This window comes from Thalassomonas sp. M1454 (assembly GCF_007097525.1).
GTDB lineage: Bacteria > Pseudomonadota > Gammaproteobacteria > Enterobacterales > Alteromonadaceae > Thalassotalea_A.
Genome location: NZ_VKDD01000001.1, coordinates 286415 through 312729, shown reverse-complemented (window position 1 = coordinate 312729; position 26315 = coordinate 286415). Strand labels below are relative to the sequence as shown.

General features: G+C 38.1%; 22 protein-coding genes and 1 riboswitch. Of the genes, 16 read left to right on the top strand and 6 right to left on the bottom strand.

Annotated elements, in window-relative coordinates; all coding sequences use genetic code 11:
* The first annotated feature begins 30 nt into the window (after positions 1 to 30).
* Positions 31 to 660 (top strand): fused MFS/spermidine synthase, encoded by a 630-nt coding sequence (locus FNN08_RS01355; protein WP_143582846.1) that lies wholly within the window; start codon positions 31 to 33, stop codon positions 658 to 660.
* Positions 638 to 1534, top strand: coding sequence for a spermidine synthase (locus FNN08_RS01350; RefSeq protein WP_143582845.1), 897 nt, complete (start codon positions 638 to 640; stop codon positions 1532 to 1534). Before FNN08_RS01355 ends, FNN08_RS01350 begins: the two co-directional genes overlap by 23 nt.
* Before the next feature lie 42 nt (positions 1535 to 1576).
* Here the strand turns inward: FNN08_RS01350 and FNN08_RS01345 are convergent, their stop codons facing one another.
* Positions 1577 to 2389 carry a porin family protein gene (locus FNN08_RS01345; protein ID WP_143582844.1) on the bottom strand — a complete coding sequence of 271 codons (813 nt, stop codon included), beginning with the start codon at positions 2387 to 2389 and terminating at the stop codon, positions 1577 to 1579.
* A 237-nt stretch (positions 2390 to 2626) separates the two neighbouring features.
* Between FNN08_RS01345 and FNN08_RS01340 the strand changes: the two genes are divergently transcribed.
* Positions 2627 to 3037 carry a cytidine deaminase gene (locus FNN08_RS01340; RefSeq protein ID WP_143582843.1) on the top strand — a complete coding sequence of 137 codons (411 nt, stop codon included), beginning with the start codon at positions 2627 to 2629 and terminating at the stop codon, positions 3035 to 3037.
* A 42-nt stretch (positions 3038 to 3079) separates the two neighbouring features.
* On the top strand, positions 3080 to 4393 hold the full coding sequence (gene deoA / locus FNN08_RS01335) for a thymidine phosphorylase (protein WP_221931758.1): 1314 nt from the start codon (positions 3080 to 3082) through the stop codon (positions 4391 to 4393).
* A gap of 53 nt (positions 4394 to 4446) precedes the next feature.
* Here the strand turns inward: deoA and FNN08_RS01330 are convergent, their stop codons facing one another.
* Positions 4447 to 5085, bottom strand: a complete 639-nt coding sequence (locus FNN08_RS01330; RefSeq protein ID WP_260679252.1) for a peroxiredoxin-like family protein — start codon at positions 5083 to 5085, stop codon at positions 4447 to 4449.
* A gap of 214 nt (positions 5086 to 5299) precedes the next feature.
* Between FNN08_RS01330 and FNN08_RS01325 the strand changes: the two genes are divergently transcribed.
* The 7 genes from FNN08_RS01325 (at position 5300) to tesB (ending at position 13403) form a co-directional block, all read left to right on the top strand.
* Complete coding sequence (locus FNN08_RS01325; protein WP_143582840.1) at positions 5300 to 6550, top strand: porin; 1251 nt, start codon at positions 5300 to 5302, stop codon at positions 6548 to 6550.
* Positions 6551 to 6671: 121 nt separating this feature from the next.
* The gene (locus FNN08_RS01320) at positions 6672 to 7181 is read left to right on the top strand and encodes an FMN-binding protein (RefSeq protein WP_143582839.1); all 510 of its coding nucleotides are present in this window, start codon (positions 6672 to 6674) and stop codon (positions 7179 to 7181) included.
* A gap of 42 nt (positions 7182 to 7223) precedes the next feature.
* Positions 7224 to 8000, top strand: coding sequence for a PepSY domain-containing protein (locus tag FNN08_RS01315; RefSeq protein ID WP_143582838.1), 777 nt, complete (start codon positions 7224 to 7226; stop codon positions 7998 to 8000).
* A 100-nt stretch (positions 8001 to 8100) separates the two neighbouring features.
* On the top strand, positions 8101 to 9855 hold the full coding sequence (locus FNN08_RS01310; protein WP_143582837.1) for a monovalent cation:proton antiporter-2 (CPA2) family protein: 1755 nt from the start codon (positions 8101 to 8103) through the stop codon (positions 9853 to 9855).
* 4 nt (positions 9856 to 9859) lie between these two features.
* Positions 9860 to 10339, top strand: a complete 480-nt coding sequence (locus FNN08_RS01305) for a DUF523 domain-containing protein (RefSeq protein WP_143582836.1) — start codon at positions 9860 to 9862, stop codon at positions 10337 to 10339.
* A 48-nt stretch (positions 10340 to 10387) separates the two neighbouring features.
* The gene (locus FNN08_RS01300; RefSeq protein WP_143582835.1) at positions 10388 to 12142 is read left to right on the top strand and encodes a DUF885 domain-containing protein; all 1755 of its coding nucleotides are present in this window, start codon (positions 10388 to 10390) and stop codon (positions 12140 to 12142) included.
* Positions 12143 to 12263: 121 nt separating this feature from the next.
* A riboswitch (cyclic di-GMP riboswitch) is annotated at positions 12264 to 12391 on the bottom strand.
* A 154-nt stretch (positions 12392 to 12545) separates the two neighbouring features.
* Positions 12546 to 13403, top strand: a complete 858-nt coding sequence (gene tesB / locus FNN08_RS01295) for an acyl-CoA thioesterase II (protein WP_143582834.1) — start codon at positions 12546 to 12548, stop codon at positions 13401 to 13403.
* Between the two features lie 71 nt (positions 13404 to 13474).
* Here the strand turns inward: tesB and FNN08_RS01290 are convergent, their stop codons facing one another.
* Positions 13475 to 14722, bottom strand: coding sequence for a mechanosensitive ion channel family protein (locus tag FNN08_RS01290; protein WP_143582833.1), 1248 nt, complete (start codon positions 14720 to 14722; stop codon positions 13475 to 13477).
* 230 nt (positions 14723 to 14952) lie between these two features.
* On the opposite strand from FNN08_RS01290, the gene proB reads away from it, so the two are divergent.
* The 3 genes from proB (at position 14953) to FNN08_RS01275 (ending at position 19432) form a co-directional block, all read left to right on the top strand.
* Positions 14953 to 16068 (top strand): glutamate 5-kinase, encoded by a 1116-nt coding sequence (proB, locus tag FNN08_RS01285; RefSeq protein ID WP_143582832.1) that lies wholly within the window; start codon positions 14953 to 14955, stop codon positions 16066 to 16068.
* 23 nt (positions 16069 to 16091) lie between these two features.
* Positions 16092 to 17360, top strand: coding sequence for a glutamate-5-semialdehyde dehydrogenase (locus tag FNN08_RS01280; RefSeq protein ID WP_143582831.1), 1269 nt, complete (start codon positions 16092 to 16094; stop codon positions 17358 to 17360).
* A gap of 455 nt (positions 17361 to 17815) precedes the next feature.
* Positions 17816 to 19432, top strand: a complete 1617-nt coding sequence (locus FNN08_RS01275; RefSeq protein ID WP_143582830.1) for an SGNH/GDSL hydrolase family protein — start codon at positions 17816 to 17818, stop codon at positions 19430 to 19432.
* A 138-nt stretch (positions 19433 to 19570) separates the two neighbouring features.
* Here the strand turns inward: FNN08_RS01275 and ilvC are convergent, their stop codons facing one another.
* Positions 19571 to 21052 (bottom strand): ketol-acid reductoisomerase, encoded by a 1482-nt coding sequence (gene ilvC / locus FNN08_RS01270; RefSeq protein WP_143582829.1) that lies wholly within the window; start codon positions 21050 to 21052, stop codon positions 19571 to 19573.
* A 174-nt stretch (positions 21053 to 21226) separates the two neighbouring features.
* Here ilvC and ilvY point away from each other — a divergent pair, with 174 nt between their 5' ends.
* Entirely contained in the window at positions 21227 to 22111 is an 885-nt protein-coding gene (ilvY, locus tag FNN08_RS01265; protein ID WP_143582828.1) for an HTH-type transcriptional activator IlvY, read from the top strand.
* Positions 22112 to 22136: 25 nt separating this feature from the next.
* On the opposite strand, the gene FNN08_RS01260 is transcribed toward ilvY, so the two are convergent.
* Both FNN08_RS01260 and FNN08_RS01255 read right to left on the bottom strand, forming a co-directional pair.
* A complete protein-coding gene (locus FNN08_RS01260; protein ID WP_143582827.1) occupies positions 22137 to 22508 on the bottom strand; it encodes a hypothetical protein in 372 nt (123 codons plus the stop codon).
* 119 nt (positions 22509 to 22627) lie between these two features.
* Complete coding sequence (locus FNN08_RS01255; protein WP_143582826.1) at positions 22628 to 24160, bottom strand: YifB family Mg chelatase-like AAA ATPase; 1533 nt, start codon at positions 24158 to 24160, stop codon at positions 22628 to 22630.
* 420 nt (positions 24161 to 24580) lie between these two features.
* On the opposite strand from FNN08_RS01255, the gene ilvG reads away from it, so the two are divergent.
* Positions 24581 to 26236, top strand: coding sequence for an acetolactate synthase 2 catalytic subunit (gene ilvG, locus FNN08_RS01250; protein WP_143582825.1), 1656 nt, complete (start codon positions 24581 to 24583; stop codon positions 26234 to 26236).
* Positions 26237 to 26315 lie beyond the last annotated feature (79 nt).

Genomic DNA, 26315 nt, shown 5'->3' with positions numbered 1-26315 from the left:
CTATTCTTTTTTATTTTCTAAGTTGTATTTATGAATAAGCAATGGCATAACTATTTTATCTACCTTCTCGCCTTTACCAGCGGCTTTTCCATTATGGGTATAGAGCTTTTAGGCGGTCGTATTCTAGCTCCTTACTTTGGTTCAAGCGTTCATGTTTGGGGTAGTATTATTACTGTCTTCATGTTGGCACTTTCTTTAGGTTACTTATTTGGTGGCCGTTTATCTTTGCATAATCCATCGTTAAAGCGTTACGGCACTATTTTTATCTTTGCCGGTTTGTGTTTATTACCCCTAGCTTATTTTTCTACACCAATTTTAGAGTTAGTCTTCGATAATATTGAAGATAGTCGTTATGGCTCACTACTAGCTTCTATGGGCTTATTTTTTATTCCAAGTATTATCTTAGGCATGATATCTCCTTATTCGGTACGTTTATTAGTAACTAATGAAGCAGAAAGCGGTAAAGTTGCAGGTGCATTATATTTTATTTCTACGCTAGGTAGTGCGTTAGGTACCTTAGCTACATCGTTTTATTTCGTGCTTTGGTTTAATGTAGATACAATCATTTTAAGCTACTGTTTTGTCTTAATGATTTTAGGTGTATGTGCAGTTTTAGTTAATAAAATGGAGGCTAGTTATGTTGCTCAACCGCAAGCTTAATGTTTTATTGTTTGCCTTTACTGCAGCTATTTTTAGCCAAACAGTAACTGCTAAACCTGTGGTTATTAAAGAAGAGCGTTCACTATATCAAAATGTGTTTGTTGAAGACGATGGCGATAAACGTTGTTTAAAGTTTTCGGTTAAACGCCGCACTTCTAGTCAATCGTGTATGTTTAAATCTCAGCCAAAGAAGGTGGTGTTTAATTACACTAAATTCGCTATGTCTGCTTTAGTATTTAAAGCCAAGCCAGAGCGTGTACTTATTATTGGTTTAGGTGGTGGCACATTATCGAATAACCTTCTCGATTTATATCCTGAAATTGAAATAGATAATGTTGAAATAGACCCTGCGGTAGTTAGTGTTGCGGTAGATTATTTTGGCTTTAAACAAACCGCTAAAGTTAAGACTCATATCCAAGATGGACGTATCTTTATTAAACGCGCTCAGCGTAAAAAACTGCAATATGACTTAATTATTCTTGATGCGTTTAATGGTGAATACATTCCTGAGCATTTACTTACTAAGGAATTTTTGCAAGAAAGTAAAAGCTTATTAAAAGACGATGGCATCCTAGTTGCTAATACGTTTTCAAGCAGTAAGCTTTACCACCATGAATCGGCGACATATCATGATGTATTCGGCGATTTTTATTCGATAAGAAAATCTAATAATGTAGGTAATAGGGTGTTGGTGGTAGGAAAATCATTACTTGACCAACAAGCTATTGCAACAAATGCAGAAGCACTTAAACAGCCTCTGGCTACTTTTGGTGTTGATCTAGAAGAGACGTTTGAATATATAACCTTTGAACCCAATAAGGTGACTGAATATCGAGTATTAACCGATCAATATTCGCCGGCTAATTTGCTGTAACTCTTTACTATGAGCTTAACAAGCTTTGTTAAGCTCATGGCATTAAAAACTTATTTCACCACCAATATTAACGGTTTGAAATTGCTCTCCATTGAAATTTATGATTTTGTATTCAGACTTAAATACAAATGAGCGCCAGTCATATTTAAAACCAATACCGTAAAACATATCTGCTCCAATGTTCGATTTAGAAGCTAAATTAGATGGTGTTTGACTACTATTGGCTGATAGTGCGTTAATGTGATTATCATCCATTTGCCAAGCATTGACGCCAAGTTTTGCATACAAAGAGCTATTTTTATCAAAATAATATGAGCCCACAATATTTAAAAGAATCGCTGCGGCTTCATCTTCCTTTCTATACTCTACTTCAGGTGCATCTTTTGCATTAATCGCCTCTTGGCCTGCTTGTGAAGTGCTTAAATTAGCATAATCAGCTTCAATGCCAAGGTAAGGGTTAAATTGTAAATCATCGCTAGTAAACTCGGTTTCAGCCATGGTTATATTTAACTGTTCATCATTGGTGACAGGCTCATTGGGTAATTCTATCGCGACAGTATCAGCAGCTTTTGCTACATCGCTAGTCATAGTTAAAGCTGGTTGCCATTGCTGTTTATCTGATTGTAAATCATCCTGGTCTTTGCTTGCCGGTACTGCTTCTTTATTGGTCACAGGTTTTACTTTGCCAGGCTTGCTTTGCTGTTTGATCGTACTATCAGGCTGCACATGTACTTGCTTGCTTGATTGCGTTTTATCAGCACTAAGAGTGCTAATTTGAATATATAAAATGCTAACTATTAAGGCTAAGACGAGTAATGTTAATGTCGCTAATGACGATGAATTATTAGATTTCATTATTCTCTCCTTATCTAGTCTGATTCTTTTATGGACGAATTAGCATTATAAAATCTGACTAGCAAGATAAATAGGAGAGATTTGTTGTTAAATGTTAACCGGGTGTAAATTCTTGGTTTTTATTTTGTGAGCTTGGAGTCTAGCTATCTCCTTGAAATGTAAAAGATTGTTATCTAGGTAAGTAAAATTTATTTACTTTGCTAAAATTAAATAAATTAATATATTAGAGAATTTCAATTGACTACTTTATCCCCACAACATGCACAGTTAGTGAGTGCAGCTAAACAAGCTTATGATAATGCCTATGCCCCTTATAGTAATTTTTTTGTGGGTGCCGCAGCGCTTTGTCAAAATGGTGATATCGTTAGCGGCTGTAATGTTGAAAATGCATCCTATGGGCTAACGGTTTGTGCTGAACGTAATTGTATAGCGCAAGCAGTAATTGCAGGAGAGCAAGAGTTTAAAACGATTGTTATCTACACTGAACAAGTCAAACTTACCCCGCCTTGTGGTGCTTGTAGGCAAGTTATTGCCGAGTTCTTTAACCAAGATGCAGTTGTTACAGCAACAAATCATTTGGGTGATGTTGTACATTGGCAGGTTAAACAATTATTACCTGATGCTTTTACACCTAAAGATTTATCTTAAAACTTATGCTAATGAATATAAGGTAATTTACAGATGACACAGCTGCTTTTGCCACAGGAAATTATTCGTTGTAAACGCGATGGTAAATCACTTGATAACGAACAAATAAAAGCCTTTGTTACAGGTTTAGTGGACCATAGTTTTAATGATGCGCAAGTTGGCGCTATGGCCATGGCTATTCGTTTACAAGGTATGGACATAAATGAAACTGTTGCATTAACCAAGCACATGATGAATTCAGGGGTTGTATTGTCTTGGCCTGAGATTGATGGGCCTATAGTCGATAAACACTCAACTGGTGGTGTTGGCGATAAGGTTAGCTTTATGTTGGCAGCTATTGTTGCAGCTAATGGTGGTTATGTACCTATGATTTCTGGCCGCGGTTTAGGGCATACTGGCGGCACGGTTGATAAGTTAGAAAGTATTACTGGTTTTAATGTCACCCCAACTAATGAGAAATTTCAAGCGATCGTAAAAGATGTTGGCATGGCTATTATTGCGCAAACAGAAAACTTAGCACCAGCAGATAAGCGCCTATATGCGATAAGAGATGTAACATCAACAGTTGATTCTATACCACTTATTACGGCATCAATATTATCGAAAAAACTCGCTGCCGGACTTGATAACTTAGTTATGGATATTAAGGTAGGTAATGGCGCGCAAATGAATACCATTGCTGATGCCCGAGTTCTTGCCAAAAGTATTGTTGATGTCGCTAACGGAGCTGGTGTTAAAACTCAGGCAATTATTACCGATATGAACCAAGTTTTGGGTAATAGTGCAGGTAATGCTTTAGAGATCAAAGAAACACTCGACTATTTATCTGGAGCATACCGCGAACCTCGTTTACATCAAGTGGTTACATCTTTAGCTTGTGCTATGTTAGTTGATAGTAACTTAGCTAATGATAACAAGCATGCTAGTACTCTTGTTGAAAATAGCTTAAGTAATGGTAAAGCAGCAGAAGTTTTTGCCAAGATGATTTGTGCGCTAGGCGGTCCAGCTGATTTATTTGATAAGCCTTGGCAATCTATGGTGCAAGCGCAAGTGATCCAAGATATTGTGGTGCAAGAAAGTGGTTATATAACATCGATGCAAACCAGAGATATCGGTTTGGCGGTCGTTAGTCTTGGTGGTGGCAGAGTTGATAATACGCAAAGTGTCGATCACAGTGTTGGTTTTGATGCGATATTGCCTTTAGGCACAAAAGTATCTAAAGGTGATGTTATTGCGCGGGTTCATGCCAGCGATCAAGAAAGCGCAAAAAATGCTGCTCAAAATTACTTAGCTATGTTAGCAATTACTGAGCAAGCTAAAGAAGTCGAACCTGTCATTTACGAAACTGTTAGTTAGAATAAGCATAAGAAGCTAGATATGTTCTATCTAGCTTTATACTTTTCTAGTTTCTATTCCACAACTAACTTAGCTGCATGCAATAACAATTCTGGCGCTAATCTTACTTTGTAGTTTGGATTAACGTATTGAAAATGCACTAGGCCATCACTATCAAGCACATAAACAGCAGGGGCTGGTAACACTAAGCGTTGTTCGCCAGCGGCATTTTTCTGTAAAGGGTTTTGTAAATCCATCTTTGCTAAATAACGATCGGTTACTTTTTGTGATGCGAAAAAGGCTAAACCAAATTCGCTGCTAACATTTGAGTGGTAATCAGACAATAAGGTATAAGTTAACTTTTTATCTTTAAGACTTTTTTGTAAATCTGCAGCAGAGTCGGTAGATATGCCGATCAGTTGAAAGCCCAGTTCGGTTAAATCTTTTTCGATTGCCTGTAATTGACCCATTTGTACATTACAAAATGGACACCAGCCGCCACGATAAAAGAATAAAATCGTTGGCTTATTGTTTATCACTTCGCTCAATAGTACTGACTTACCATTAATATCGGTAGCTTTTACCTCGGGAACGTTTTGCCCCACTAATAATGGGGTTACCGTTTCTGCTGATTCAGCTATGTTTTTCGCGGTTGCGCTTGTAGCTAGTGTCGCGGTGATAAATAAAGTTAAAAATAAATAAATCTTATTCAAAATAATCTCTTATTGTTAGGGCAAGTAATAAACCTTGCGTTATTTGTTACATCCATAGACCTGAGTTTTGATATAAATATTGCACTAGATCAAATAAAACGCAATTAAATCAAAAATACAAATGAGAATGGTTTGCATTTAGATTTGAGTTGTTTTAATATTGCCGCAGTTAGAAAATACATCAACCAATATTAATAATATTTCCGGGGTCAATATGAAGCGTTCACTAATCGCTACTACTTTATTAAGTTTATTTGCTGCCTCAGCAGTAAATGCTGCTGAACCAACAGCTACAGAAACAGCTGAATTACGTAAAATTATCGCTGAGCAAGATAAAATTTTAAAAGATTTAGAGCGTCGTTTAGATGAAACGGACCAGCGCGTTGAAGCAACAGCAGATGCTGTTGATAGTTCTTCAGCTGGCAGTGACTCAAATGCTGTTACTATTGGTGGTTACGGTGAATTACACTACAACAACTTAACTGATAACAATAAATCAGGTGCTGATGCCGAAAAGAAAGAAATGGACTTCCACCGTTTCGTTTTATTCTTTGGTAAAGAGTTTAACTCAACTACCCGTTTCTTCTCTGAATTTGAACTTGAGCATGCATTATCTGGTGACGGTGATGATAAGCCGGGTGAAGTAGAATTAGAGCAAGCTTATATTGAGCATGACATTAATGACCAATTTACTACTCAATTAGGTGTATTCTTAGTTCCTGTAGGCTTAATGAACGAAACTCATGAGCCACCAACATTTTACGGTGTTGAGCGTAACAATGTTGAGAAAAATATTATTCCAACCACGTGGTGGGAAGGTGGTGCAAACTTAAACTATAAACCTGCAGCTGGTTGGTCGATTGATACCGCGGTTCATTCTGGTTTATATGTAAATGATTCATTCTTAATACGTAAAGGTCGTCAAAAAATTGCAGAAGCAGAAGCTGAAGCATTGGCATTTACTGGTCGTGTAAGTTACACAGCAATCCCAGGTTTACAACTTGCTGCTTCAATGCAATATCAAGAAGATATTACTCAAGGTGGTGTTACTAAAGATGGCACTACTGTTGATGAAGCATCTGCAACATTATTAACCGCACATGCTGTTTACCAAATTAATAACTTTACTATTAAAGCATTATACGCAACTTGGGATATTGATGGCGACGAAGCTGCACGCATGGGTCGTGATGAGCAAACAGGTTACTACATTGAACCATCGTACCGCTTTAATGAAAAAGTTGGTGTGTTTGCCCGTTACAATGTTTGGGATAACAACGCTGGTAATGATTTAGATACTGAAACAGAGCAAGTTTCATTCGGTGTTAACTACTACTTACATGAAAATGTAGTATTGAAAGCGGATTATGAAATCGCTTCAGGTGGTACCGCAACCAAAGATGGTTTAGGCTCTGAAGATGTTGATGTAGATGGTTTCAACTTAGGTGTTGGTTACCAGTTCTAAATTGATTAGAATTAATTGATGCTACGCAAAGTGAGCTTACTATGAATAATGGTATGCTCACTTTTGTCGTTTTATTTATCCATACATAAGTGGATAACTCTTTATTAAAATTAGGTGCTAAATGAAAAAGTATTTTTTGATATTATCATTATTGGTAAGTAGTTCTGTTTTTGCCGAGCAAGTGATTCAAGCACCTGAAGATTTTGTAGCTCAGGCATTTACCTCTACAACACCAAAAGCTAAAACCCTATGGCTTAACAAAGAGCAAAAAGCTGAAATAGCTGATATCCTTCAGCACAACTATAATCGTTTACGCATTCGTTACTGGCCGCAAGGTGAGCGCAGTGCGTGGATACTAGAAGAAATAGGTAAGGAAGCACCAATTACAGTTGGTTTAGTTGTTGAAAAACAACAACTAAAACAAATAAAGGTTCTAATTTATCGTGAAAGCCGAGGTGATGAAGTCAAAGCCGACTTTTTTACTAAGCAATTTGTTGATGCCAAATTAATCGATAATAAACAACTAGATAAACAAATTGACGGCATAACCGGAGCAACACTGTCGGTACGCGCATTAACCAAATTAGCACGTATGGCGCTCTGGCTTGATCAAGAGCGATTAGCTCATTAGCGTCCAGAATAAAATAGTTAGGCTGATAAAGAGAAGTTAATAATGGTAAGGAAAGGCAAGCGCTCAGTACATGTACGAGTGATTAAACATTTGCGTGAAACTCATCGCCAATTAGGGATGTTGTTAGCCTTTTTTATGATTTTTTTAGCTGTCACCGGCATTATTATTAATCACGGAAATTCGCTTAACCTTGACCGAACTAAAGTTGGCGTTAATTGGATACTCGATCACTATAATATTGAAGCACCGGAGCAGGTGCAAAAATTCTCATTAGCTGAAAACAAAAATGCATTATTTGTGGTGGGCAAGCAAGTATGGTTGGCCAATACCTTACTATTTACTTCTGACAATGACATTACAGCCGCAGCTATTTGGCAACAATTTATTTTAATTAGCTCTGATAATAACTTACGATTATACAACTTAGCTGGGCAGCTGGTTGATGTAATGGATAAAGCCTCTGGCCTACCCGGCAACATAAAAACTCTATTTGTCGATGGAAATGATGTTTATTTAAAAACAGCCCAAGGTGTGTTTTTAAGTAACGACGAACTATACAGTTGGCAACAATACGAAAGTAATAAGCATTTAGAGCATTGGTCGCAAGCAACGACTATTTCAACAGCCGAAACTCAACACTATCAACAACAATATCGCACGCAAATCCTTAATTGGGAGCGAGTTGTAATTGATATTCACAGTGGGCGTTTCTTTGCTAGCTTAGGTGTACTGTTCATGGACTTAGTGGCATTGTTTATTATTATTTTGTCGATGTCTGGGATTTATATGTGGATCAGACAAGCACGAGCACGCCATTAATAATGACTGGGGTAGTCATAGTTAACCGTTAAAAATAATACCTAATTGGTTGTTTTATGCAGTACAATTACCCTAATTCAGTATATGTTAGGACCTATTGATGGGCGATCTTAGTTCAGCCATTATTTTTCTTCTTGCCGCGGTTATTGCGGTACCCATTTTCACTCGTTTTAAACTTGGTGCTATCTTAGGCTATCTTGCCGCGGGTGTTATCATTGGACCTTCTGTTTTAGCCCTTATTAGCGACCCTGATCAAATTCTTCATGTTGCTGAGCTTGGCGTTGTTTTCCTTTTGTTTATTATTGGTTTAGAGCTTGAACCAGAAAAACTATTGCGCATGCGTAATAAAATCCTGTTTATTGGTGGCGGCCAATTATTACTCACTAGCGTCTTAATTATTGGCATTCTTTTATTGTTTAACATGCAATGGAAAATCGCTGTTGTTATCGGTTTAGGTTTAGCGCTATCGTCAACCGCATTTGCCATAGGTTTGATGACCGAGAAAAACATTCTAAAAACGCCTTTAGGTCAAAAAGGCTTTTCGGTTTTATTAATGCAAGATTTGGCCGTTATTCCTATTCTACTTATTATTACTGCTTTATCAGGTGCGCAAAACCCTGATGCACCTGCTTGGTGGGTAACATTATTGGCTGTTATTGCCGTATTGTTAACAGGTCGATATTTAATTAACCCTATGTTGGGTGTCCTGTCTCGCTATGGTGGTTCAGAAGTGATGACAGCAGCTTCGCTATTAATTGTTATAGCTACCGCGCAAGTTATGTATTTAGCAGGCTTGTCTATGGGGCTAGGTGCGTTTTTAGCGGGGATACTATTAGCAAACTCTAGCTTTAGACATCAATTAGAAGTTGAGATATCACCATTTAAAGGTTTACTGCTTGGCTTGTTCTTTATTGCGGTAGGAATGAAACTTGATTTAAACCTACTCGTTGAGCAACCTCTGCTTATTATTGGTGGCTGTATTTTATTACTGTTAATTAAAGCTGTTATCTTGAGCTTATTGTTATCTGTAAATAAACAGCCGGGTACTCACCCAATTAAAGTTGCATTAATGTTAGCCCAAGGTGGTGAATTTGCCTTTGTTATCTTTGGTACGGCACTCAATGATGGTTTATTGCCGTTAGCTTTAGCTGATCAGTTAACGTTAATTGTTGGTTTGTCGATGGCATTAACCGTACCGTTAGTGATTTTGTATGAAAAATTACAACAAGGTAAAGCCGTTTTCCCTGAATATGATATGCAAGCAGAAGTAACTGAGCCTGAAGTTGTTATTGCTGGTTTTGGTCGCTTTGGGCAAATTACCGGTCGTATTCTTACTGCTAACCATATTCCGTTTACCGCCCTTGATAATAACGCCGAACATATTGAGTTTATTAAACAGTTTGGTAATAAAGTATTTTTTGGAGATGCCACTCAGCTCAAACTTTTAAAGGCTGCAGGACTTGAACATGCCAAGGTTATGTTTATTGCTGCAGACTCAGATAAGCATGGTTTTGATATTGCCAAGGTTGTGCGAGAGCACTACCCACATATTAAAATTATAGCTCGAGCAAAGAGTCGAATGAGTGTACTAACTTATAAAGAAATTGGTGTGTATAGCAGTGTCCGTGAAATGTTTGATGGTAGCTTGGAAGCCGCTCGTATGGTTTTACAAGAATATGGTTTTGATCAAGCAAGGGCTGAAAACATGGTTAATGTATTCAAGCATCACGACGAAGAATTGCTAAGTCAGTCATACCAAGATAATCAACAGCTCGATATGCAGGCAATGATTAAGCTAAGCAAACAAGGAAGAGCAGAGCTTGAGTCATTATTTAAACATGATATAGAAGACTAAAGCCATGCCGGGTACTGAACCTAAGATATTGATCAGTAGTTGCTTTCTCGGCAATAAGGTGCGTTATGATGGGATGGTTAAAACCATAATGCACCCACAACTTTCCACTTGGCAACAAAACCAACAATTAATCGTTATATGCCCAGAAATGGCCGGTGGATTACCAGTGCCAAGACCCAAAGCAGAGCAATTTGGTGATAAGGTTATTGATGAGCATGGTAGGGATGTGAGCGAGTTTTTTATCTCTGGAGCTGAGCAAGCTTTGCAACTTTGTAAAGAACATAATATACGTTATGCTCTATTGAAAGAATTTAGCCCTTCTTGTGGCTCGGGCCATATTTATGATGGCAGTTTTAAAGGCAATAAAATTGTCGGTATGGGTATAACATCAAAGCTATTAATTGAGCACGGCATTAAGGTGTTTAGTGAGCTTACTATTGATCAATTGATCTTAGCGATAAATACCGAAATCACAGCAAAATAGTCAATTAGTCTTTAGATTGAACATAATATTACTTAAGAGTATTAACCAATGTTAAAAAAAATTATTAGCGTATTCGCTATCGTGTTTTTGATCAGTGCCTGTGCACCAAAATCAGAACAACAAGCCGCGCAAAATGCAGATCAAATTTTAGCGCAGATTATTAAAGACGAACAAAGCTATCAAGATAGTTTAGATCCATTTAATGACAGCAACAACATCTTGTATTATGACGCGTCACCAAGTGCATTAGAGCAACATAATAGCAAGGTGACCGAACTTTATAATCGTTTACAACAACTAGATAAAAGCCAACTATCAGAGCAAAATCTGATTAACTGGACTATTTTAAGTTACAAATTAAAAAACACTATCGACTCATATCATAATTTTGATCACTATATTCCGCTTACCGCGGAAGCTGGCTTTCATGCTTATATAACCTATATCTCATCAAGATCATCATTTAAAACCCTTGCTGATTATGAAAAATACTTACAACGACTAGTAGCCCTAAATACTTATTTTGAGCAACAAATCTACTGGTTAAACAAAGGCATTGAATCAGGCATTACTCAGCCACAGGTGGTATTGAAAGGTTTTGAAAATAGCATTAGTGCTTATATCGTTAAGGATGCGACTAAAAGTGATTTTTATGCGCCATTTAACAAAATGCCAAAACATATTAGTGATACAGACAAGGCCGCCTTACAGCAAAAAGCTCAACAAGTTATCTTAGATAACATTAATCCTATGTATCAAAACTTTTATGATTACATGGTTGATACATACATTCCAAATGCCAGACAAACCATTGCTGCCAAAGATTTACCAAATGGCGAAAGCTTTTACCAAAATAGAATTGAGCATTACACCACGTTAAAAATGACTGCCGCTGAAATTCATCAAATTGGTTTAGATGAGGTTGCTCGTATCCGCGCTGAAATGGACGAAATCATTAAACAAGTTGGTTTTAAAGGTAGCTTTGCTGAGTTTGTTGAATTTTTACGTACAGACCCACAATTTTATGCAACAACACCTGAGCAGCTATTAAAAGAAGCTTCGTATATTGCTAAAAAAATGGATGCACAATTACCTAAATTATTTAAAACGTTGCCGCGTACACCATATGGCGTAATCCCTGTACCTGCGAGCATTGCTCCTAAATATACTACCGGCAGATATTCAGGGCCTAGCCGAGATGATCAGCCAGGTAATTACTGGGTAAATACTTACGCTTTAGATCGTCGTCCTTTATATGTATTAGAAGCACTTACGCTGCATGAGGCTGTGCCTGGTCATCATTTACAAGGCAGTATTGCTAGAGAAATGGAAAATGTACCAGAGTTTCGTAACCGTACTTATATTTCAGCATTTGGTGAAGGCTGGGGTTTATATTCAGAGTATTTAGGAATAGAAGCAGGGTTTTACCAAGACCCTTATTCTGACTTCGGGCGTTTAACTTATGAGATGTGGCGAGCAGTGCGTTTGGTTGTTGATACCGGGATGCATACACAGGGTTGGTCTCGCCAACAAGCGATGGATTTCTTAGCAAATAACTCAGCTTTGTCTTTACATAATGTACAAACCGAAATTGACCGCTATATTTCTTGGCCAGCACAAGCACTATCTTACAAACTAGGTGAGTTAACGATAAAGCGTTTACGGGCTGAAGCTGAAACTACGCTTGGTGAGAATTTTGACTTACGTGAGTTTCATGATGAAGTGTTGAAAAATGGTTCTATTCCATTGTCATTGCTCGAGCAAAAAATTGGTGAATATATAAAGAGTAAGAAGCAAGCTTAAAGATACAGATATTTAGTTAGCAAGGACGCTGATGAATATTCGAAAAGAAAGTAAAGACAAGGCACGCAAAGAAAACAGTCACACAAGAAAGCTAATAAAGATAAGCCCCCGCTATATCTTAGTCGGCAGTCCCGCTGTCATTGATTTTGATTAAATAATCAGTAATAAAACCTAATTAAAAACTTAATCGCCACCTTTAGACCGGTAACTTTGCGTCCCTGATTTTCATCAGGTTTGCCTTGGACGAGCTAAGTAGCCCTAACTGTGATTATAGCTAAACAAATCTATCTGTAAACCTTTTGCTAATAAAAAACCGCGATTAGGTTAGATTTAATAGTAACTATCTGTTTAAAATCCAGTATATAGCTTACTATGAATAACTAGAAAATAAGGAATTATAATAATGAGCAAGGTTCTTAAAGAGTTGCTAGGTTTATTAAAACTTGAGCTATTAGACGACAATTTATTTTTAGGGCAAAGCCAAGACTTAGGTTTTAAGGCTGTATTTGGTGGCCAAGTCATAGGCCAGGCGCTATCAGCAGCAAAGCAAACATTATCTGATGAACGACAATTACACTCCTTCCACTCTTATTTTTTACGACCGGGGGATGCAACGAAACCAATTACTTATTTGGTTGAAGTAACTCGTGATGGCCGCAGTTTTAGCACAAGGCGTGTGCAAGCAATGCAACATGGTAAAACTATCTTCAACTTAATGGCCTCTTTCCAACTAGATGAACAAGGTTTTGAGCATCAAGACCAAATGCCAGACGTACCTGGTCCTGAGGGGCTAATGAGTATGTTTGATTTGCAGCTGCAGCACAAAGATAAAATTCCACTAGCAATGCACGATACTATATTTGCTGAGCGGCCAATCGAGTTTAGACCTGTTAAAGAATATGACTGGCTGCACCCGCAAAAATCAGAGGCAAGAAACCAAGTTTGGATGCGAGCAAAAGGCACAATGCCTGATGACTTAGGTATAAACAAGTATGTGTTAGGTTATGCGTCTGACTATAACTTTTTACCTACAGCTGTTCACCCTCACGGGAAGAGTGTTTGGTCGCGAGATTTTCAAATTGCCACCATAGATCACGCTATGTGGTTTCATCGCCCATTTAGCTTTAATGATTGGTTGTTATACGATATTGATAGCCCTTCAGCTAGTAGTGGCCGAGGGTTAGTTCGAGGTAAGATATTTAATCGCGCTGGTGAGTTAGTTGCATCTACCGCTCAGGAAGGGGTAATAAGACAATACTAATACTGCTTATTTTAGGTCAGCATATATCCCTTGTTGGGTAATATATGCTGATCTTACTTTTACCTTCAGCTCTAAGATAAAGACTTTTGCCAGTCGTATCCTGTTGGCGTTTGAAAGATTCTTAGTTCAAATAATGGTGCGATAGAGAATAAATGATCAAATATATCCGCCTGTATACCCTCGTAATTAACCCAATTAGTATCATTGCTAAAGAAATAAAGCTCTAGTGCAACACCTTTGTCGGTCGGTGCAAGTTGGCGAACCATACAAGTCATATTGTCATGTACTTTAGGATGGTTTTGTAAATAAGCGGTGATATAGGCTCTAAAAGTACCAATATTGGTCAAACGTCGGCTATTAGGGTTAACTGAGTTATCAGTAATTCCCTTTTCTGTATTATGCTGGCTTACTTCCGAATTTTTCTTAGCTAAATAGTCTTTTAGTAACTCAACTTCATCTAGTTTATTCAGTAATGCCTCAGAGCAAAAATGTATACTGGCTACATCAATACTCAAACTACGCTTTATACGACGGCCACCTGAAGTCGACATACCACGCCAGTTTTTAAATGATTCGCTGATTAATGCATAAGTTGGCACTGTGGTTAGGGTGTTATCAAAATTGCGAATTTTTACTGTATTTAGTGCTATTTCAAGTACATCGCCATCTGCGCCATATTGCGGCATTGAAATCCAATCACCTGGCGCCACCATCTTATTTGCTGAGATTTGAATGCTGGCCACTAAGCCTTTAATTGTATCTTGGAAAACTAATAATAAAACTGCTGTTAGAGCACCTAAACCACTAAGTAAGTATATTGGCGAGCGGTCAATTAATACCGAAATGGCTAGTATGGTTGCCACCATATAAATGGCTAGTTTTAATAACTGCACCGTAGCATTTAGCGGTAAATAGCGTTCTTTACTCGATTCTTGAAAGGCGGCATTAGTAACATTTAGTAGTGAACTCAGGCTACGTGCAACCTGTAGTGCTAATGCTATCTTGGCAAAAATAGTTAATGCATCGGTAAGTAGGGGATTTTCACTGATAAATACGGGAATAAAAGCTAACAGTAAAACGATAGGTACTAACCAAGATGTGCGGGTAAATACCTTATGTTCAATCATTAAGTCATCTAACGTATTTGAACTGCGGGTCACAATTTTATGGACAACATTTAATACTAAATATTTAGCAAAGTAATAACTTAACCAGCAAATACATAATAAAATGCTTAAGCCAATCGCTGCCGAGACGGGTTGAATTAAATTAGCTCCTAGACCATATTCAACGAGCCATGTTTGAATCAATTCTGACATAAGTTTTCCATAAAATTACATGATTATGAATAGCATAGCATTTCTCATTAAGCTGACAAATAGCTGATTCACTTTATATTTAAGGTCATTTCAGGCATAAAAATAGCAAAATATATTATCGAGAGTAATTTTTATCAAAAGTCTCTAATTTATTACAAAATGTTAGTTGCAAGTTTTGCCATTTTAGGGTCTTCTTAAGGTATAGAAATATGTTTCATTTGGGCAGGGTAATGGATTTCAAACGTGTTGTGATTAAAGTAGGCAGTGCCTTAGTGGCGCCAGAAGGTAAAGGTTGTAGTGGCAAGTATCTGTTGGCCATTGCTCGCTTTATAAGTCAGTGCCAAGAGCAAGGCAAAGAGGTAATTTTAGTTTCATCTGGTAGTGTTGCGGCTGGGCGTAAACTAATTGCTCATGGTTCAGCAAACCCTTCTATCGCTTGCAAGCAAGCAATGGCCTCTGTCGGTCAAATGCAAATGATGGCTAATTGGCAACGCTTTTTTGACTCGAAGTGTTCGCAATTGCTTATTACTCATGGCGATTTAAAAGATCGCTTACGCTATATAAATATTAAAAATACCTTACGCATTTTACTTGAAAATAAAGTACTGCCAGTGGTAAATGAAAACGACACTGTTGCCACTGAAGAGTTAAAGGTTGGTGATAACGACAACTTAGCTGCGCTTGTGGCTATGGTGAGTGATGCCGACTGTTTAATGATTTTAAGCGACGTTGATGGTGTTTTCGATAAGGATCCCCACAAAAATACTGATGCCAAGTTATTCTCTGAAATAGATAAAATTGATGATGCCTTATATGCCATGGCAGGCGGCACAAGTAATCGTATTGCCACAGGCGGTATGAAAACTAAAATTCAAGCAGCTGAAAAAGCCTGTGAACACGGCATTCAAACCTATATTTTAAATGGCAGTAAAAGCGAAATATTTGATCGATTACTTAAAGGTGAGAACCCAGGCACTCGATTTATCGCTGAGCAGTCACCATTAAAAGCTAAAAAATACTGGCTTAAGCATACCTTAAAAAGTCATGGCTCTATTGTTATCGATGAAGGTGCTATCAATGCCGTGGTAAATAAAGGGGCCTCCCTACTGCCCTCGGGTATTATTGAAATTTATGGTGATTTTGTTAAAGGTGAGTCGGTTAATATAACCGCTAGTTGTGGTACGCGAGTACTCGCCAAAGGCATTTGCCAATACAGTAGCCAAGACTTAGAAAAATTACAGGGTAAAAACAGTAACGATATTGAAACTATTTTAGGTTATTGCCCTAGTAAAGAAATTATTCATCGTGATGATTTAGTGCTGATTACAGCGGGCGATGCAAATTAAAGAAATAAATGAGTAACACTTAAATGAGTAATAACATTAACGCAGAATTTGATATTGCTTTACTGGCTAAAAAAGCCCGTAAAGCATCATTACAAGCAGCGCAATTAGATACCAATACCAAGAATAAATTATTGTTAGCTATGGCTGAAAATATTAAAGCTGAGCAAGCAAAAATTCTTAATGAAAATGCTAAAGATATTAGTGCGGGTGAAGAAAAAGGCTTATCAACGGCAATGCTGGACAGATTATTGCTAAACCCAGAACGTATAAATGATATTGCTGATGCTATTGTTGAAATTGCCAATTTAGCCGATCCAGTTGGTAGTGTTTCACCAACAAGTAAAAGGCCAAGTGGCATTGAAGTAGCTAAAATGCGCATCCCTTTAGGGGTTATCGCCATGATTTACGAAGCTCGCCCAAATGTTACCGCGGAAGCTGCTGCGCTTTGTTTAAAATCAGGTAATGGTGTTATTTTACGAGGTGGCTCAGAAGCACTGCATAGTAACTTAGCTATTGCGCAAGTTTTACATAAAACCTTAGTTGACTTTAACTTACTGGCTGAAGTGATTTCTGTTGTACCAAATCCTGATCGCATTGTAATAGAAAAGCTATTAACCTTGAATCAGGACATTGATTTGGTGATCCCTAGAGGTGGAGAAGGTTTGATTCGATACGTCAGTGATAACTCACGTATTCCAGTGATCCAACACTTCAAAGGCGTGTGTCATTTATACGTTGATAAATATGCTGATTTAGATAAAGCCATAGATATACTGGTTAATGGTAAAACTCAGCGCCCTAGTGCTTGTAATTCACTTGAAACGGTACTTGTACATCAAGATGTCAGTAATGACTTTTTATCTAAAGCGGCTGTTGCGTTAGCACCATTTAAGGTAAAGGTTCATGCTTGTAACAGCACTATTGGCTATTTTGAAAATGCAGAGCTAGCAACCGATGCAGATTATGATGCCGAATATTTAGCGCAAGAAATTGCGGTTAAACAAGTTGATGACTTTGAGCAAGCAATTGCGCACATTCAACAGTTTAGCTCTGATCATACCGAAGTTATTGTTACCCAAGATTACAGTCGTAGCCGTGAATTTGTGCGCCGTATTAACTCATCCGTGGTAATGGTAAATGCGTCATCAAGATTTTCTGATGGTGGTGAACTTGGTTTAGGATCGGAAATAGGAATTTCAACTAGTAAGTTACATGCATACGGCCCTATGGGATTAGAAGCTCTAACCACTGAAAAATTTGTCGTATTTGGCGAGGGCGAAGTTAGATCTTAAGGCTATGCTAATCCATTAGCAGGCTACGATGGCCCTATATTTTTTATAGGGCCAATTTAAACTTCATTGTTATTCATATTTACCCCCCTTCCTCCATTTCACTTATTCGTATTTATTTTAATTTTTAGCTGCTCAACTATTAACAATCAAAAGTTTCTAACAGCCCTAATTAGGTAAACGTTTTCTCTGTTTGGTTTGTTTGGAATATATCTTGTTTCATAGGGTTAGGCAGATATTTAGCTTTTATGATGCTATCAAATGTGATTTTTAAATTGATTTATTGGTTGCACAGAGGTGCAATCATTACTTTTTTTGTTGGTATATTTAAGATTTTTGAACTTGTGTAAACGTTTTCTGCATGTTAATTTCATGTAACAATTTTGGTGATTAGTTCTCTTATTTAAAGTTTTAAAATGAATGAATCACTCTTTTTACAACAGGTTAGGTGAGTAAGCATGTGGTCAATAAATGAAATAACATTAGTAAGTAAGAATCATAGAAAAAAATTAATGTTACAACTGTTAAGCCTTAAAAATACATTCAAACTATTAGTATTATTGGTGACTTATTTAAGTTTATTTTCTTTTTCTCAGGTAAGAGCAAACACTTGTTCTGCTGTAATAAAAGTTAATGGTGTTAGTACCAATACTTACCCTTTGAGTAATAATCCATGTATTTTATATTCAGGAGCTGTAGAGGTGGATGGCACTAACCACCCGCAATCACCAGGCATCATGTTACGCCGTTTTGCAAAAGATACGATTGATAAAAACAATAGTTTAGCTGGAGCAAGTTCTCGTTTTCAATCTCAACGAGTAGGTAAAGCATTGTCGACATCTGGTATTACTATGCGCTTTAAAACTAACAGCCCAACAATAGTATTACGTTTTGTTAAGGATTTGAGTCATGTTGCCGATCCAGAAAATTTAACTGCAACAGAATTGGACCCAAGTAAAAATCGGATTGATAGAGATTTAGGCGAGTTTAGGTTTAAACGTGATGGTGTGCTTAGTGACGAAATTGTCGAGCCTAATGTACTTAATGGAGAGTTTGCCGGCGAATTTGTTTTAAATAGCGATAGACTTGAGGCGCAAGAATATGAACTAATTTTTCCAATTCTCGCTAATCCTATAATAACCGAAATTGAGTTGGAACCTAACTATCAACTAGAACCGATTATAGAAAATAATAAGCCTGTATTAGCTGTGCTCGGAGATAGTATTAGCCATGGCATAGGTCAAGATCAAACGGTACAAACCTGGCCATGGCTAGTTGCTGAACAATTAGGCTATCAGCTACATAATTTAGCCGTTAGCGGTAGTAAAACTAACTTAATCCAAGCCGAAGCTATAACTGATATTGCTCATTTAGATGTAGTGACTATTTTATGGGGCTACAATGATGCGCACAAAATAGATCGAAGCGCGACTGAATATAAAGAGTTAATGAGTGAGGTGTACAGCTTGATTAGGCAAACGCACAGTGAAACTAAAATAGTGTTGATGCCATTATTAACAGCAGTTTTAACGCCAAATGAAAAAGTTACACAAGAGCATATAGATGCTGAAGTTGAATATCGTGAGCAACTGAGAGTTCTTTTTAGTGAGCTCGAGAATACAGATGAAAATTTATTTTTAATCGATTCAGATACTTTTACAGATGAATCGCACCTAACCGATAATGTACATTTGACCGTTGATGGTGCTTCTACCTTAGCCCAAAAAGTGGCTAAAGAGCTTGATATGATAATGACTGTTGCTGAGGAAGTAGTTACTGAAGAGGAAGTGGTTACTGAAGAGGAAGTAGTTACTGAAGAGGAAGCGGTTACTGAAGAGGAAGCGGTTACTGAAGAGGAAGTGGTTACTGAAGAGGAAGTAGTTACTGAAGAGGAAGCGGTTACTGAAGAGGAAGCGGTTACTGAAGAGGAAGCGGTTACTGAAGAGGAAGCGGTTACTGAAGAGGAAGTGGTTACTGAAGAAGAAGTGGTCACTGAAGAAGATAGCTCTGGTGGTGCAGTACTATATGGCTTACTGCTTTTAGTTGTGTGTTTAAGAAGAAATAAAAGTATTTAGCTACACTTTTTATTCGAATTTAAATGTCAGATTTAATCTGAACCAATAGATATAATTTAAAATATTAAAAAAGCCTTAATGTTACACATTAAGGCTTTGTATCTTTAGCAAGTTTTCAAGTTGATCTGACCCTCTTGATTAGCCTGCTTCAACAATACGTTTCATATCAGTCATGTAGCCACGTAGTTTCTTACCAACTACTTCAACGCCATGGCTTTGGATTGCTTCGTTTACTTCGATTAAACGTACGTTATCAACGCCATTTGATGCTGATTGGATACCTTCACCTAATTGCTCTAACGTTAATTTGCTTGCGTAATCAGCAAGTAGAGGTACAGCTGCGTGAGTAAATAAGTAGTTACCGTATTCAGCAGTATCTGAAATTACTACGTTCATTTCGTATAACTTGTTACGAGCGATACAGTTAGCAATTAATGGCGTTTCATGAAGTGACTCATAGTATGCTGACTCTTCGATAATACCTGCGGCAACCATAGCTTCAAATGCTAATTCAACACCCGCTTTGATCATGGCTACAACGAAAATGCCTTTGTCGTAGTATTCTTGTTCAGTAATTTCTGTGTCACAGTCAGGTGCTTGCTCAAACGTTGTTTCAGCAGTTTCTGCGCGCCATTTTAAAAGGTTAGCATCATCATTTTTCCAGTCTTCCATCATAGTGGCAGAGAAGCGACCTTCGATGATGTCATCCATATGCTTTTCAAATAGTGGGCGTAAGATTACTTTTAATTCTTCAGACATATCAAACGCTTTAATTTTTGCAGGGTTTGATAAACGGTCCATCATGTTAGTGATACCGCCGTGCTTTAAGCCTTCAGTCGTTGTTTCTAAACCGTATTGTAATAACTTACGTGCGTAACCTGCGTCCATACCTTGTGCAAGTAACTGCTTGTGGCCTAATACTGCAGCCGTTTGTAACATACCACAAAGAATTGTTTGCTCACCCATTAAGTCAGACTTAACTTCAGCGATAAATGATGACTCTAAAACACCAGCGCGATCGCCACCAGTTGCAGAAGCATAGGCTTTAGCAATAGCTAGACCATTACCTTGAGGGTCGTTTTCAGGGTGAACAGCGATAAGTGTTGGTACACCAAAACCACGCTTGTATTCTTCACGTACTTCCGTACCTGGACACTTAGGTGCAACCATAACAACAGTAATGTCTTTACGGATCTGCATACCTTCTTCAACAATGTTGAAACCGTGTGAGTAAGCTAAAGTTGAACCTTGTTTCATCAGAGGCATAACAGCGTTTACAGCTGAAGTATGTTGCTTGTCTGGTGTTAAGTTTAATACTAAGTCAGCTTGTGGAATTAACTCGGCGTAGTTACCAACCGTGAAACCATTCTCTGTAGCCCATTGCCATGATTGACGTTTTTCGCTAATTGCTGCATCACGTAATGCGTAAGAAATGTTTAGGCCAGAATCGCGCATGTTTAAACCTTGGTTAAGACCTTGAGCACCACAACCAACGATAACGATGTTCCAACCTTTTAGGAAGTTACAGCCATCGCTGAACTCTTCGCGTTTCATAAAACGACACTTACCTAATTGGGCTAATTTTTCACGTAAACTTAAAGTATTAAAATAATTCGACATTGGAAACTCCGTTAAATCCATGTTTGTTTTGCTTGCTAAGGCTGTTCTTTACTGCTTTAGCGATTCATTAACTGCAGGTTAACTCATTTATTGTGTTGCTTAAAATGATATATTTGCATTACTATGTTGCATATATTGCAACAACGGTTGTTGCCGAATTAGTTGAATTGAACCATGGATATAAAATCACAGCAGGTATTTTGTCACTTAGCGCAAACTTTACACTTTGGGCAAACAGCTCACGCGCATCATGTTAGCCCGTCTACCTTATCGCGTATGATCAAACGTATTGAAGATGAGCTAGGTTGTCAGCTGTTACAACGAGATAATCGCTCGGTGGTATTAACGGCTGCTGGTCTTAGATTTGAAAGCTATGCAAAGCAGCAATTGCAATTATGGCAAGATTTACAAGGTGACTTACATGCCGAGCAACCACAACTGCAAGGTAAATTAAGTATTTACTGTTCTGTAACCGCGGCTTATTCACATTTGCCACAGTTACTTGATGGCTTTCGCCGTAAATACCCTCATATCGAAATAATGCTTGAGACGGGCAACGTTGCTAATGCGGTAGAGCAAGTTAAGGGGAAGCAAGTTGATTTTGCCATTGCTGCGCACCCAGAAAAGCTATCGAGCAGTTGTCATTTTTTCTCTATCGCCCAAATACCGCTAACCATAATTGCGCCAACTATTGAATGCCAGGTTCAGCAGCAATTGCAAGCTCGTCAGATTGACTGGTCGACTATTCCGATAATTTTGCCTGATCATGGCAGTGCCAGGAAACGCTTCGAACATTGGTACAGGCAAAAAGGGCAAGGTAAGCCAAATATTTATGCAACAGTGTCTGGCCATGAAGCTCTAGTGTCTATGGTGGCACTTGGTTGTGGTGTAGGTATTGCGCCTGAAGTTGTTATTGATAACTCTCCAGTAAAAGAGCGAATTAAAAGACTTACCCCAAGTCATACCATTAAACCGTTCGAGTTAGGTGTTTGTTGTTTAACTAAACGTATGCAAGAGCCCGTAATTAAGGCGTTTTTAGAAACAATTAGTGAACCATAAAACAAATGATTTATGGCTCTATGAATTATTTTGTAGCTTCTAACTCTTTCGTTATTCTGATCGATTCTTCTAGTAGTATTTTATAGACAAGATCCATAAGCACAGTACCTTCTTTGGTACACATAACATTGATATAAGAGCCAACCCGAGCATGACCAGCATCATCTAAAGCTGTACCAAAGGCTATTTCCGTAGCTATATTCAAATACTCTGGGTGCTCATCAGAAATGCGATTTAACGATACCCTAAGTGCTTGCATACCCACTTGTTCAGCAATATGAACATCAGTAAACAGGTTGTTGATATATTTTTGGCACATTTCATCACTTTTAAGCTCGGAGGCAAAGCTGAAGGAGCTAACCATTAATAAAGCTAAAGCTATTATCGTATGTTTCATTAAAAACCTTTTTTGTAAAAGTAGATGTAAACCATATAAGTTTACATTCTAGGCGAGTTTTATGTAATTGTGTTACTCCATACGTGCTTAAAATGTAACCCATAATTTATCCTGCCATTTTAAGCAGATAAACTTGCGGTTAAGTGCTGAATCAATCTATCCATTGCCCGATAAGATAAAGCTTCGATAATATTTTCTCTGGCAATATCTTCGAGTCCTTGCATGTCTGCAATAGTGCGAGCAATCTTTAATATTTTATGATGCGCGCGCGTTGATAAACCAAGCTTTTCAACGGCTAACTCTAAAAACTCACAATCTTCAATGCTCAAATGGCAGTGCACTTTTAACTCTGGGCTTGATAAATGCGCGTTAGCTTTACCTTGCCGAGCAAGTTGTATTTCTCGGCAAGTTTTTACCCTGGCTCTTATTACTTCACTGGTTTCATTGTTAGCATTAGTTTTATTCCACAAGCCTTTTGGAAGCCTAGCGACTTCTAGTTGAATATCAATGCGGTCTAAAAAAGGACCTGATAATTTACTTAAGTATCTTAGAATTTGCTCAGGAGTAGAGCGATTATCATTATAAAACCCTGTCGGTGATGGGTTCATAGCCGCAACTAATTGGAACTTAGCTGGGTAAGTTGTTTTGTGCATTACTCTTGAAATAGTCACTTCGCCAGATTCCATCGGCTCTCGTAAAACATCTAGAACCTTTCGATCATATTCAGGGAGTTCATCTAAAAATAATACGCCATTGTGGGCAAGTGAAATTTCTCCGGGGTTAGGCTGGGCGCCACCACCAACTAGTGCTGCAGAGGATGCGGTATGGTGAGGTGCTCGAAATGGCCGTTGTAGCCAATGTTTATGATCAAAAGCGGTAGAACAAATAGAATGAATGGCTGCCGTTTCTAGCGATTCTTCTTTGGTCATCGGCGGTAAAATTCCTGGTAATCGACTAGCTAACATGGTTTTACCTGTACCTGGTGGGCCTACAAATAGTAGATTATGCGATCCACTTGCCGCTATCTCTAAGGCGCGTTTAGCCATAGGTTGACCCATAACATCGGCAATATCATCGATACATATTTTATTTTCATCTACATCTAATTCAGGACTTTTATTACTTTGTAAAGGTAATAATTGCTGACGAGCGAAATGAGGAAATAGTTGCTTTAAATGTTGCAATGAAATAATTGCTGCATCATTAACCCAACAAGCTTGCTGAGCGTTTTTATAAGGCAAAATTAATGTGCGCTGCTCATTGCGCGAGGCAATAGCCAAAGGAATTTCACCTATTATTGGCCTTAGCTCACCTGATAAGGCAAGCTCGCCGGCAAATTCATATTGTGCAAGCTCTGTTGTTGGTATTTGGTCTGACGCGGCAAGAATGCCAATAGCGATTGGCAAATCAAAGCGACCACCTTCTTTGGGCAAGTCGGCTGGAGCTAGGTTAACGACAATCTTTTCACTTGGAAACGAATAACCGCAATTGAGTAAGGCACTGCGTACTCTATCTTTGGATTCCTTAACTGATGTTTCCGCTAAACCAACAATATGAAAACCGGGCAAACCAGTGCATAAATGTACTTCGATGGTAACTAATGGGGACTCAAGCCCTATCCGAGCGCGGGAGTATATACATGCTAATGCCATAAAAAATCCATTTTTTAATTTGTATTAGAGTTATTAAGCTTAGCTAGTTATCGAAATTCAGCAAATAAACGCTGTAGAGAATATAAATTCATCAAAAATGAATATTAATTAAATGTAAACAATTGCTATAAAAAGCTTGTTAGAAAATTAGAGCTATGATACTAATAAGTCATCTGCGCTTTAGCAGCGCTAGTTATAACTAAAACGAATAAGTAAATAACTGAGTTAATAGTAAATAAAATGAGTAACTTAAACCTAATTCTGATTATCCGTGTTGTCGTTGTGATTATTAAATCACCGCGGGCTTGGTGTTGAGTTAGTTTAAATAACAAATTTCAACCCCCCGCTTCGAAAGAGTCGGGGGGTTTATTGTTTTATACCCTTTGAAAGATTATAAAAATTAAATAAAAGAGAAGAGTCATGACTGGCGCAGAATTAGTACTAAAAATATTAGAGCAACATGGAGTTGATAGCATGTTTGGTTACCCAGGTGGTGCCATAATGCCTATTTATGACGCTATTTATGACAGCCCTATAAAACATTATTTATGTCGTCATGAACAAGGTGCTGCATTTTCTGCGGTTGGTTATGCCCGAGCCAGCAAAAAAGTTGGTGTGTGTTTAGCTACTTCAGGCCCCGGTGCTACTAATTTAATTACTGGCTTAGCCGATGCAATGAGTGACTCGGTACCTGTTGTTGCCATTACCGGCCAAGTATCTACCAAAGCTATGGGCAGTGATGCTTTCCAAGAAGTCGATATCATCGGTTTGTCTTTAGCCGTAACCAAGCATTGTGTGCAAATAAGTAGTGTTGATGAGTTACCTGCTGCGATAGAAGAAGCTTTTGCTATAGCGCTTTCTGGACGAATGGGGCCGGTATTAATTGACATTCCAAAAGATATTCAACTTGCTGCAACGGATCTCGATTATACAAAACCAGAGACTTGCGATGATTTAGATGCACAGCAAGTTAGCAGCTTGTTAGAGCAAGCTAAACAATTACTAGCTGCTGCGCAAAAGCCAATTTTGTATGTTGGTGGTGGTGTTGGTATGGCTAATGCCGTTACTGAAGTGCGAGACTTTATCAATGCAACAGGTATTCCAACAGTATCGACTTTAAAAGGTTTAGGTGCAGTAAACCCTGAGCAATCAAATTATTTGGGCATGCTTGGTATGCATGGCACTAAAGCGGCAAATATTGCCGTACAACAATGTGATTTATTGATTGCTGTTGGTGCCCGTTTTGATGATCGGGTTACAGGAAAAATAGCCGAATTTGCTAAGCATGCCAAGGTTATTCACTTTGACATAGACCAAGCTGAAATTAACAAAGTTCGTGTGGCAGATGTTGCGGTTTTAGGTAATTTAGCTGCAAACATTAATGTATTAGCAACAAGTTTAGCAATAAAACCATGGCAAGAACATTGCCAACAAATGGCTCAAGATTTTGCTTGGCGCTACGATCACCCAGGCTCAAAAATCTTTGCGCCAGCATTGCTTAAAACTATGAGTGATTTAATGCCTAATAGTAGTGTTGTTACCACCGATGTAGGTCAGCATCAAATGTGGGCAGCGCAGCATGTAGCTATTCATCAGCCAGAAAACTTTTTAAGTAGTGGTGGCCAAGGTGCTATGGGCTTTGGTTTACCTGCAGCTATTGGCGCGCAAGTTTCGCGCCCAGATGACACTGTTATAGCTATTTCTGGCGATGGTTCGTTTATGATGAATGTGCAAGAGCTAGGAACATTAAAACGTTATAATATACCGGTTAAAATCGTACTTATTGATAACTCTCGTCTTGGCATGGTGCGTCAATGGCAACAGCTATTTTTTCAAGAAAGATACAGCGAAACGGATTTAAGTGATAACCCTGACTTTGTTATGTTAGCGCGTGCTTTTGATATTAAAGCGCAAGAAATTACTGATAAACAACAAATCCAATCAGCTCTTACAGAAATGCTTGCACATGATGGCCCATATTTATTACATGTAAGAATTGATGAGATGGACAATGTTTGGCCATTAGTACCACCAGAAACAGCAAATGAATCAATGTTAGAGTCGGTAAAATCGTAAACAATACAAGCAAAGAGCTGTTATCATTTGCACCGCTTATTTTAGCTTGCAATAGAGCTAAAATATAAAAAATATAGGA